The organism is Haloarcula amylolytica (assembly GCF_049705545.1).
GTDB classification, from domain to species: domain Archaea; phylum Halobacteriota; class Halobacteria; order Halobacteriales; family Haloarculaceae; genus Haloarcula; species Haloarcula amylolytica_B.
In genome coordinates this window covers 1-11,373 of sequence record NZ_JBNAMU010000002.1, presented here as the reverse complement: position 1 = coordinate 11,373, position 11,373 = coordinate 1, and the positions used below count along the sequence as shown (strand labels likewise).

Genomic DNA, 11,373 nt, shown 5'->3' with positions numbered 1-11,373 from the left:
AACGGCATATATAAGTGAAGGAGAGATTGTGTGGCCTCGTATAACTATCTACCTCTTTGCACCACACAGGTACGTGCGACTGTTCTTGCCACGTCAACTAATAATCGGCACTTATTCCGGGAGATAGAAATCGGATTTCGGCTGTCTGTGTGGGGACGTGTTCCTGAGTTTGGCGATCTTTGCGGGGCTCCGGTGTCGAACGATGACGACATCGTAGGCGTCGTCCGAGGCAATCGACTCTCCAACGCTACTGATGCCCGTGACGAGGTGTCCGGCGTTCTCGCTTCCGATGAATACCATCGAGGCGTCTTCTCTCTCGGCCATCTTACGGATGGCTTTCGATACAGACCCGGATGGCGCGTATCGATCCACGACTTTATGTCGGAAATCCGAACTCGGACACAGATCCGTCACTTGTTCGTGCAGTGTGGTGACAACTGTCTCCATATCGAACTCTTCGTTGGGTCCGATCCAGCCGTGTTCCCGGGCGTACTTGGCATTCCCTTTCCGGATGACACTGACAGCCAACACGTCCTCTTCGAATACGGTGCCGAACTCCGTCGCGCGAACGAGCGCCGCCTCAGCCAATTCGGATCCGTCGAACGGCACGACAAGTGTCATATGACGACTAGCGGATCAGAAGACAAGTAATACGCACGCTATTCCTACAACGCGAGAAGACGGTGAAAACGGTGATTAAGATGGAACGCAGAATCATCGTGAGTGACGACTGACTGTCAGCGAACGAGCTTTTCGTAATTACTTCTTCGGTCACTCATGACCGACAGATGATGTACAACTATTTCGATGAATACAGCCTTCCGCAAGGTGGTTATCTCGGACTGTTCGTCACATTCAGGGCAGATAAAATATATCTCTGATCATCTTCACTACTTATTGTATTTGACTATATGATCTCAGAATTTTTGAGCCAGACGGGTGCAATCCGGGATACAATGCCCGCTGTCGCAGTCTCGGGGACCCACATCCTTGCGCCACTGATCGACGGAGACAGTCTGATCGTACAGGTTCGCTGCGAAGTTGAGAAGAAAGATATCACGCTCGATACAGCGCTTGACCGTCACACTCAAATATCGAACCTCTGATATCTATCAAACATCAGCTCTCGGAACCTATGGATACTGTTCTCAACCGATTGCAAACCTGGCTCCAAAACGCCCGGATCTTCGCGTCATCCCGGAGCAGGCGGCGCTTCATCGTCCATCTATTCACTCTCGTCCTCGCGTTTGTCGTCGCGACTGTCCTCATTCGGCGTCACGCGGCTTTCCTGACGGATACGCAAGCCCTACGCGAACTCATTCGAGGATACGGCATCTGGGCGCCCGTTGTCCTCATTCTTCTCCAAACTGTCCAAGTCGTCGCTGCACCGATTCCAGGGCAGGTCCTTGCCGTCGTTGCCGGCTATCTCTTCGGCGCGTGGTGGGGAACTCTCTACAACATGATCGGCATCACTATCGGCAGTACCATCGCATTCTGGATATCCCGGCGATACGGGCGTGCCTACGTGGAAAATATCGTCCACGAAGAGGCACTCGGTCGGTTCGATGCTGTCAGCGACGATTACGGCCGCTCCGCGTTGTTTTTCTTTTTTCTAGTTCCGGGCCTGCCAGATGACGTGATCTGTTTTGCCGGCGGCCTCACCGATATTCCACTGTGGCAACTCATCGTACTCGCCGTAGTGGGACGGGCGCCGGCGTTCTTCCTCGTCAACGTCGTCGGTAATCTGCTCGGCACCGATAACGTCCCAGCCGCTGTGGGGCTCGCCGTCATTCTCGTAGTGGTTTCCGTGCTCGGATATCGAAACCGAAACCGGCTCGTCCGATTTTTCTGAGGGAAGGCGTAGCGGGTGGCCGTCGGATCAGCTCCCGTGACACGCTACTCGGTTCCGTCCCGATACCTATCATTTCGAGTCGTCGCTCGGGTCAAGCTGGGTCGTCAAAACTGGGACATCGACGGTGCGGACGGTCCGTTCCGTCGTACTGCCCAGGAGCGTGCGCTCTAGCCCAGTCCGGCCGTGCGTTCCCATCACTACGAGATCGATATCGTTCTCGTCGATGTATTCACGAATGATCTCGTGCGGAACGCCGAGCCGTATCGCTTCGACCGTAGGAATATCCGTTTCCTTGGCTCGCGCCAGTACCGGAGTTGTCGGCTTCTCGCCTGATTGTTCGAGCAGTTCGATGACTTCGTCACGATCCATATCCGTACTGATCGGACTCATCCGGACATCGACCACATAGAGAGCGTGGAGAGTTGCATCATACGTACCAGCTATGTTGATGGCGTGTTCGGCAGCCGTGCTGGCCCCCTTGCTACCGTCTGTCGGAACGAGGATCGTTTCGTACATCTGTCTTGTCCATAGAAGCCCACGTGTAATAGGCTATAAGAAGCCGTCACTCAGTTGTAATTCCGAGTGCCGTGTCACCGCGATCATCGTAGTGTTTGCGTCCAACGAGTGTATCTGGAAAATAGCTCAGTCCGTTCGTTTCGTTAGAGACCGTTGGTTCACTCCCGGAGCTTAATATCGAGCGGATCTTCGATTTCACCCATCACCGCTTCGAGGGTATCCGTCGCAGTGACCAGTCCAATAACATTCTCTTCGCCCTCAGCAGATACGAGTGCGAGTTCCTGATGCTCGTTCTGAAACTGATCGACGGCATCGCTGATGAGGGTGTCCGCCCGAAGCGTCATCGGTGGGGCAGCGACATCCTCGAACGTAATTTCACCCTGTTGAAGTTCGTCGATCTGGTCGACAACTGCGGGCACGTAGACGATACCTCTGTAATCGTCGGAGTCGCCACCAATCAGAGGAAATCGTGTGTGCGGACTCGTTCCGATCCGATCGAGGTTTTCCTGCACCGAGGCGGCTGTCGAGAGGAATATAATATCCTCGTGATCGGTCATGATCTCGCTGACGGGCTGTTCACCGACGGTGAAGGCGTTGATGATCTCTTCTTTGCGCTCTTCGGAGAGATCCCCCCTATCAAGCAGCGATCCGAGTCGGTGGCGGAGGTCCGCACGCGATTCGACACGGTCGGTTTCAGTTTCGAGCCAGGCACCGGTCATTTCGACGCCGAACAGTCGGAGCGTCCATTTGGCGACACCGTCTCCGAGCAGGATGACTGGGTAGAGTAGTTTGGCAAACCAGTAGAGCGGAGTCGCACCGTACCGAGCGACGAATTTTGTCCGCTCGACTCCGAGATACGTGGGCGTCTGCTCGCCGTGGGTCAGATGGAGCAGATTGATGATAACGAACGCGACGATGCCGCCTGCCCCGATCGACGTGAGCAGTGTCCCCTCGAACACCGGATCGATCAAGGCGGCTACCGCCGGCTCTGCGACGATGCCGACAGCGATACTGGTTGCGGAGATGCCGACCTGACAGCTCGTGAGATAGATTTCGAGATCCTGTGTCATCTCCCACGCCCGCCGGAGGCCCGAGACATCGAACTCGGACTGTGGATACTGTCGGACACGGGTCAGTGCGAACTCGATTGCAACGAAGAACCCGTTCCCGAGGATGAGCAAGAGGCCAGCACTCAGGCGAAGCGCTAGCTCCAAACCGTTCATGTGGCGGATTTCCGGTAGGATGTCCATAATGGCAGTACATTCTACTTTAGCTGGCGGATGGCTCTGTTTGCTGATTACCTCTTCTCATCGGTGACTCTGTCTGCCAGCTTCCGGAAACACTGAGCCGGGCGTAGAAGGGCTATCAGGCCATAGCCACCTGGACGGCTAGCGAATACGCGTTCAGACGAATCAGTACGGGCAGATCGTCGATACGGACATTCCGCAGCATGGACCGGTTGAGCGATGTCGTACAGAAACCAGGCGTATGCACCGCCGGAGTGGACCGACGATTCACCTCTCGTTCTGGACGCCGGCAATTTCGAAGCGAGCGCCGCCAGTTTCGCTACTGGTCACATCGATCTGCCAGTCGTGGGCTGCGACGATTTCGCTCACGATCGACAGCCCCAGCCCCGTCCCCTCGCTTGCTGTCGAGTAGCCCGATTCGAGAACTTTCTTGCGGTCTTGGACCGGGATACCGGCCCCGTTGTCAGCGATAAAGAACCCACTCCCATCGTTGATTGTCCCGACACTGATCTCCACATCAGTGCCACCGTGTTCGATAGCGTTCCGGAATAGATTCTCCAGGAGTTGCTGGAGCCGTGTGGCATCGGCGATAAACGTCCCATCGCTGTCGATGGTGAGGGTCGCTGTGTCCGATTCAACGACGGCCCAGGCGTCTTCCGCAACGGCAGAGAGGGTGACGTGTTCACGCTCGGCTATCGGTTGGCCTTGCCGGGCAAGCGCGAGCACGTCTTCGATGAGCCCCTCCATCCGGTCGAGGGCGCGGGCCGTCGCGGCAAGGTGTTCGTTGTCGTCCTCTCCCTGGAGGTAGTCAACGCGCCCCTGTGCGACGTTCAGCGGGTTTCGCAGGTCGTGCGAGACCATGCTCGCAAACTGCTCCAGTCGTTCGTTTTGCCGCTCCAATTCACGGCGGTACTCCTCGCGTTCGGTCACGTCGGTGAACGCAACCGATGTTCCGAGACGGCTCCGGTTGGTCGTGAACGGTCGGATGCCGAGGTGGTAATACTTGAACCCCCCCGCCGTTTCGAGTTCGAAGATAGTGTTCTCCTCGCCGTCGATATACTCGGCAATTTCGGGGACCACCGTCTCGATATCCTCGTTCACCTCAAGCTCCGGGAACAGCTCTTTGGACTTCGTGTTAAAATCGCGAACCCGGTACTCGTCGTCCAAGACGAGGACTGGATCGTCTTGCTGGCCGGTCAGCTGGACGGTCTGGAAATCGTCGATGAACACGAAGAGCACGCCAACGGCGAAGGCGGCCACCCCCAGCGGTTCGTACGTGATATTGATTATCGTCGGACTGACGACTGCGAGCGCATCGAGGACAATCGGCAGTCCGGTGAGCCCAATCAGTCCCAGCAAGGGTGTAGTGTCGTGGCCCACCTGCCGGAACAGCTCGAAGAGCATGAAATAGCCGATAACGGCGAGCGCATAGGCGAGCCCCATGGCGAGCCAGTGCAGTTCCTGTGAGAGGATAGACAGATGCGGGAACGGGGTGACCAACACCTCGGGTTGGAAGTATCGCTGATGGAGCGGGTTCGTGACCTTCACGAGCGAGATGATAAGGAAGACAGCAATCGCGGCCCGCCGGATCGAGGCGGATTTGTGGAGATTGCGCCCAGTGTACGCCGAGCAGAAATACAGCCACGGTCCAACGGTGCTGAGCCCGACGAGCAGACCGGCGTGGTAGAACACGAGTTTGAGTTCGACGGACGGTGCGAGGAGGAATCCGAGGTGGGCTACCGACCACCCCCCGCTTGTGACGAGCAGGGCGACCAGCCCCCGTCGGGTGCCGTCGTTGGTGATTCCACGCGCTCGGGGGAGACTTGCGAAACAGGCGAGTGCCGCAATCCCGAACAGAAGAACGTATGCTACAAAAACTGGATTGAGAGTCGGTGAAAGTTCGGACACTATACTAGTCGATTGTGGCAGGCTCTGCGAGATTAAAACTGTTGTTGCAGCCAGTAAATGACATGTGAGTGACATTGGGATTATTCTGTATCTCGGAAACCAGATCTGACAGCCCCTGGAAGCCTCGAACCGGGCGTGAAAGGGATACCACGAGCATGCGACACCGAGGGTCTCGGAAATGGGACTGCTCGTCTCAGTGGAAGCAGCGAAAGGTATCGCGCCGGTATTCGGCCGACCCACACTCTTTCACGAACGGGTTGCTGGAGCGCTCACTCGTTGTCAGTCGCCTCAAGATCGTCCAGTTCCTCGTGCTGAATCACGAATACCGGGCCCAGAAACTGCTTTGCGACTTGGTCCGCAGTCATCCCGAACAAGAAGGTCGACACTGATGGATCGGATTCCCCCATGACGATCGCGTCGTAGTTGTCTGATGCATCAACGATCATCTCCTGTGGACTGCCCCCACGGGAAATCTGGATATCAATCGCGTCTTGGGAGATTCCCTCGTCGGAGAGCCGGGTCGCAATCCCATCGAGCAGCGTCTCGACGTCTTCGTCAGTTTCGTTCTCTGCAGCGACGTGGTACAGTGTTACGTTGACTCCGATCGTCGCGAACAGCCCCGAAGCCAGGCGGACAAACCGATCGATGCTGACGATCCCGCGGACCGCGATGAGGACGTTCTCCACCGGCCTCGTTGCGTTTGGGATCAGTGCCGCGAGGCAGTCATGCTCGTCCGTCATTCGGTCGATAGTTGTCTGCCCATCGTGGGTGAACACGAGCTGGGATTCGACCGTTGCCCCCGCGTGTTCGAGTATCGCTGTGAAGTCGTTGAGGCGGCGAAGGGCTTGGTCTTCGAACTGGGATCGCGCCTGATCAGTCGCGGTCTGATCCGGCACGACGTGGTAGCCAAGCAGGACGACATGTGCGTTCGTTAGGAGTTCGGGAACACCTTCCGGAATTGATTCCCCCTCGAGAACACGTAGCGGGACCAAGATGCTGGGTCTTTCGGGCATTGTGTGAGCTTCCCGTCGAGTCTGATTAGGCAGTTGAAATATGAGCGCGCACTAATGATAAAGGCAGTGAATCGCCAGGTAGTACGAGTATGCAAACGAGCGTAATCCGGATCTGATACGCTTCTATGTCGTCAGTAGGCGCATGTGTCGAAGAATACACACACTTCCTCGTGGGTATCAGTTCAACGATAGTCCGAAACACGAAGTTCGTATTAATACCGGGGCGTCATTTGGTGGTGTTCGCCCTGTTGTTCAAAATCAATCGGCAGCCTGCTCTGGCTCTCGTGTCTTTTCGACTTGCAGCGGGTCGGCCGTCGATGTCGCGGTGACCAGGCGTAAGAACTGTCCTGCGTTCGTGAGGAGTTTGTTCTCTGCCTTCCGGAGGTGTTCTTCGTACGTCGAGCGAGCGACGGCTGTCTGATCGGCCAGGTCTCGAAGCGAGGTTTTCCGCGGTTGCTCGTAGTACCCACTTTCCAGTGCTAATTGGAGTGCTGCTAACTGCCGGTCAGTGATATTCTCGAACAGTTGATTCGCCGGAGCCAGCATACTGTGGGGGATCTGCTTCTCCGAAATCGAGGTTTTCGAGAGCAGTTCGATCTCTCTATCACCTCGCAGATCACCGAGCAGCTCTCGAATGTCTTCACTATCGAACGCGACCACCGTGTAGTGCTCCCAGCCCTGGCGGTAGATGGTCGGCGACTGATACAGACAGTTGTGCTCCTCGAATCGGTCGATGATCGACTGTTCCAGTGAACAGAGGCAGGACTGTGTGACGACGTGATAGCCGTCGTCGTCTTTCGATTCGTGCAGAACGGTGCCGAGTTGATTAATGTCGTCAAGCAACTCCTCGGTCGGCGTCTCCTCTGATGTGATTTCCAGCACTTGACAGTCGCTCAACGGCCACTCTCGGATGGTCAAGTCCGGGTGGCGCTCCGAAATCTCCCGGTATGGACACTCGTGTTTGACCCGAATCGAGGCCTCGTACAGACTCATATAAACGAGTTTGAGCTTGTCGGAATTAACAGTGCCGGTCATGTCCGGCAGCGCCTATATGCGGATATCCCTGCTATTCAGGAATACCTATGCAGGAGATATCGCCGGAAGAACTCAGCGAACAGTTACAAAATACTGACGAGGAGCCGCTCGTTCTCGATATTCGTCACGAAGAGGACTTTGCGGAGTGGCATATCCCGGGCAGTATCAACGTGGATGTCTACGACGAACTAACTGAAGACCCAGAACAGGCCAAGGAAGCCCTCTCGGAGCTTCCAGAGGACGATCAGATCGTGACGATTTGTGCCGCAGGCATCGTCTCTGAGACCGCAACGGGCGTACTCCAGGAGTTGGACTACGACGCAGTGACGCTCACCGACGGAATGAACGGCTGGAGCCGTGTCCACCGGCACGCAGAAGTGCCAGCCGACCTTGATGGCACCCTCATCCAAGTTGCACGGCCGGGGAAGGGCTGCCTCTCGCACGTCCTCATCTCGGACGGTGAAGCCGCAGTCTTCGACCCGTCGCACTATCTTGACGAGTACGAGGCGATTCTCGATGAATACGGGGCCGACCTCGTTGGTGTCTACGATACGCACGCCCACGCTGACCACGTCTCCGGCGCGGCGGAACTCGCTGACCGGCATGGCGTCCCCTACTACCTCCACCCGAAGGATGCGCTCGCCATCGATGCGACGCCGATAGAGGATGAACAGACCGTGGCGGTCGGCAGTCTCGATATCGAGGTTATCCACACACCGGGCCACAGCGAAGGGAGTGTTTCATTCGATATTGACGGCGCTGCGCTGATTACGGGCGATACGCTCTTCCACGAGAGTGTGGGACGCGTTGAACTCGGCGTTGAAGCTGGAATCGAGGACTCCGACGTTGAACAGAACGCCGCGACGCTGTACGAGAGCCTCCAGCGGCTGCTGGACAGGCCGGACGACGCGCTGATCCTGCCGGCTCACGACCCAGGCTCTCCCGAACCGCCTGTGACCGCGACCCTTGCGGACGTCAAAGACGGGAACGAGGACCTCAGCCGCGACCGCGATGAGTTCGTCGAAGAACTCGCGTCGGACGTCCCGGACCACCCGCCGAATTTCGAGCGCGTCAAGCGAACGAACGTTGGCCAAGAAGCGGTTCCTGCCGACGAGTTGGCTGAACTAGAGCTCGGTCCCAACAACTGCGCTGCTGAATGAATCCATGAGTACGGGAACTGAAATCAGACAGGGAATCCGCGAGCACCTCGGGCAGTTCTCGCTGCACGTCCTGTTAGTGTTTGCTACCGGACTGACCATCGGGTCCGAGCGGACTGTCGTCCCGGTTCTGGGCGAAGAAGTACTCGGCGTCGGATCGTTCCTCGTTATCGGATCGTTCGTCGTCTCGTTCGGGATCGTGAAGTCGATCCTCAATCTCTACGCTGGCAAATGGGGTGAGGAGTACGGCCGCAAGCCAGTCCTCGTCGCCGGGTGGGCGACGGCACTCCCGCTGCCGCTCATTCTCATCTTCGCGCCCAGTTGGGGCTGGATCACCGTCGGAAACATCCTGCTGGGAATCAACCAAGCGTTGACGTGGAGTATGGCGATCAACGCGAAAATCGACCTCGCGAGCCCCGACCAGCGCGGCCTGGCGGTCGGTATCGACGAGTCGTTCGGCTACACCGGCGTCGCCGTCGGTGCCTGGCTCACTGGCGTCATCGCCGGGCAGTGGAGCCTCCGACCCGAGCCGTTCTACTTCCTCGCCGTCGTCGTGGTACTGGCGTTCCTCATCTCGATCTTCCTGATCAAGGAGACCGTCCAGTACGCCCAGGCCGAAGGTGACGACGAGCACCACGACGCGAACCTCCCGTTCAACGAGGTGCTAAAGCGGGCAACCTACGGTGACCGGACGCTGTTTGCGGCGGCGCAAGCCGGCCACATCGAGAACTTCGTCGACACGCTGTTCTGGATCGCCGTCCCGCTCTACCTTGTAAACCAGGGGCTCGGTATCGCGGCAGTCGGCGTCGTCGTCGGCGTCCACAGTGCGATGTACTTCCTCCAGATTGTAACTGGCGGACTTGCTGACCGTATTGGTCGCCGGCCGCCTGTTGTTTGGGGAATGTTCCTCGCAGGAGCGGGCGTCCTCGGAATGGTACTCGTCGAGGGATATCTCGCGTGGGCTGTCCTGGCCGCGATCTCCGGCCTGGGTATGGCGTTGCTATACCCGAACCTGATGACTGTGCCGAGCGACGCCGCCCACCCGACGTGGCGGTCTGCAGGGATGGGTGTCTACCGGATGTGGCGTGACTCCGGCTATGCCGTCGGAGCCGTCCTGATCGGACTCTCAATGGAGTTCGTGAACGCTGAAGCGGCGTTCTATATGACTGCACTCCTGATGTTCGTCTCCGGGGCAGTCGTGTACATCTGGATGGAAGAGACCCACCCGGACTTCGGAACACACGAGCCGCCTGCACCTGCTACAGAGCAATCGGTCAAAGCGGCTGGTCAAGACTAGGTCAGCACACGTTTTCGCGGTAACGACCGCACCAGACGTTCTCCTGGCCCCGATACGCACAAGCTTATACACTACACGTCCAATCTGCCATTTGAAACCTCGGTAGGGTTATCGGTCAGCCGGCATGCATCTCGTGGTCGCCCGGTCCCTCGTCGCCTTGTGCCGTCCAGTAGCCGACGTAAACCTGTCCGAGAAACAGTAGCGTGAAGAGGGCGTTGAGATACGTCGTATAGCCGGCGGGAGCAGTCCCTCCGGCTTCTCCCTGGGGCGGAACGAGACCGAGTCCACCCCATAGGTAGTGGATCACGACGCCCGAGATGACGGCGGTGATGAAAATCGAGACGAACAGCACCGCGGCCATCCGAAGACCGTAGTACCGACGGTAGGCGTCGTCGATCGTGGGTACGATCAGGTCTGCAAAAATGAAGCTCATGACGCCGCCGAAGGCGATCCCGTTGTTCCAGAGGATGAGCGCAAACGGAACGTTCCCGACAGAGCAGACGAACGTGACGACACCGATGATGACGCCGATAACTGCGCTGGTGAGTATCCACACGAACGTGCCTTCGGCCCCGATACCGAACAGCGTCGTCCACCACGCTCGGGGGACAAAGGCACCGATCAGCCCGGCGATGAGGAAGCCGGCGACGATGTCCGTCCAGAGCATGTCCCACTCGCCGAGGGCGTTCTTCGAGGCGAGTCGCCAGCCGTCGCGGGTCAACAACCGGTCACGCCAGGTGGCACCCTCCTGACGTTGTTCTTCAAGGTAGGCCTGCTTGCACGACTCCGAGCAGAAGTATTCGGTCCCGCCGTCAGTCTCCAGCGTGAGGATATCATCGTTCGTGGGGTCGACCTCCATGCCACAGGATGGATCGCGGACGCCCTCCGACGAGCGGAGGTATTCGCGCGATGTATCGAACCACTGCTCGGGAACGATGTACTTGAAGGCCACCGCGAGGAGTCCGATGAGGATGAGGCCAGCCACGTAGTCGGCCAACACGAACTGCCACCCGAGTAGAATCCACATGACGAGGCCGAGTTCGATGACAAGATTCGTCGAAGCGAACTGGAACGCCGCGAGGCTGGCCACCGGCGACGCGCCCTTCTTGAACAGCGACTTCGTCGTTGCGACCGCTCCGAACGAACACGACGAGGACGCAGCACCGAACACCGTCCCGAGCCCGAGTTCTCTCCAGCCGTTGCCGCCGAGAACGGCCGACATCTTCTCTTCGCTGACGAACGTCTCGACGGCGCCGGCAATGGTAAATCCGAGCACCAGCGCCCACCACGTCTCCCAGAACATCTCGCCAGCGAGCCGCAGTCCCTCGACGAAGGTCTCAGCGATCAT

The 11,373-nt window shown here is 57.9% G+C and carries 10 protein-coding genes; 3 read left to right on the top strand and 7 right to left on the bottom strand.

The annotated features are described in order from the left end of the window. Window positions 1-111: 111 nt before the first annotated feature. Window positions 112-621, bottom strand: a complete 510-nt coding sequence (locus tag ACOZ4H_RS16635; protein ID WP_424330394.1) for a universal stress protein — start codon at window positions 619-621, stop codon at window positions 112-114. 514 nt (window positions 622-1,135) lie between these two features. On the opposite strand from ACOZ4H_RS16635, the gene ACOZ4H_RS16630 reads away from it, so the two are divergent. After that, a complete protein-coding gene (locus ACOZ4H_RS16630) occupies window positions 1,136-1,852 on the top strand; it encodes a TVP38/TMEM64 family protein (RefSeq protein WP_424330393.1) in 717 nt (238 codons plus the stop codon). 69 nt (window positions 1,853-1,921) lie between these two features. Here the strand turns inward: ACOZ4H_RS16630 and ACOZ4H_RS16625 are convergent, their stop codons facing one another. From ACOZ4H_RS16625 to ACOZ4H_RS16605, 5 genes are all read right to left on the bottom strand, one after another. Further along, complete coding sequence (locus tag ACOZ4H_RS16625; RefSeq protein ID WP_424330392.1) at window positions 1,922-2,368, bottom strand: universal stress protein; 447 nt, start codon at window positions 2,366-2,368, stop codon at window positions 1,922-1,924. A gap of 158 nt (window positions 2,369-2,526) precedes the next feature. Continuing rightward, a complete protein-coding gene (locus ACOZ4H_RS16620) occupies window positions 2,527-3,591 on the bottom strand; it encodes a CNNM domain-containing protein (protein WP_424330867.1) in 1,065 nt (354 codons plus the stop codon). Window positions 3,592-3,882: 291 nt separating this feature from the next. Next, window positions 3,883-5,523 carry an ATP-binding protein gene (locus tag ACOZ4H_RS16615; protein ID WP_424330391.1) on the bottom strand — a complete coding sequence of 547 codons (1,641 nt, stop codon included), beginning with the start codon at window positions 5,521-5,523 and terminating at the stop codon, window positions 3,883-3,885. Between the two features lie 269 nt (window positions 5,524-5,792). Beyond that, window positions 5,793-6,536, bottom strand: coding sequence for a universal stress protein (locus ACOZ4H_RS16610; RefSeq protein WP_424330390.1), 744 nt, complete (start codon window positions 6,534-6,536; stop codon window positions 5,793-5,795). Between the two features lie 258 nt (window positions 6,537-6,794). Next, entirely contained in the window at window positions 6,795-7,529 is a 735-nt protein-coding gene (locus ACOZ4H_RS16605; RefSeq protein ID WP_424330389.1) for a helix-turn-helix domain-containing protein, read from the bottom strand. Window positions 7,530-7,618: 89 nt separating this feature from the next. Here ACOZ4H_RS16605 and ACOZ4H_RS16600 point away from each other — a divergent pair, with 89 nt between their 5' ends. After that, on the top strand, window positions 7,619-8,731 hold the full coding sequence (locus ACOZ4H_RS16600) for an MBL fold metallo-hydrolase (RefSeq protein WP_424330388.1): 1,113 nt from the start codon (window positions 7,619-7,621) through the stop codon (window positions 8,729-8,731). A gap of 4 nt (window positions 8,732-8,735) precedes the next feature. Next, the gene (locus ACOZ4H_RS16595) at window positions 8,736-10,025 is read left to right on the top strand and encodes an MFS transporter (protein ID WP_424330387.1); all 1,290 of its coding nucleotides are present in this window, start codon (window positions 8,736-8,738) and stop codon (window positions 10,023-10,025) included. A 115-nt stretch (window positions 10,026-10,140) separates the two neighbouring features. Here ACOZ4H_RS16595 and ACOZ4H_RS16590 read toward each other — a convergent pair whose 3' ends face one another. After that, on the bottom strand, window positions 10,141-11,373 hold the full coding sequence (locus tag ACOZ4H_RS16590; protein WP_424330386.1) for a permease: 1,233 nt from the start codon (window positions 11,371-11,373) through the stop codon (window positions 10,141-10,143).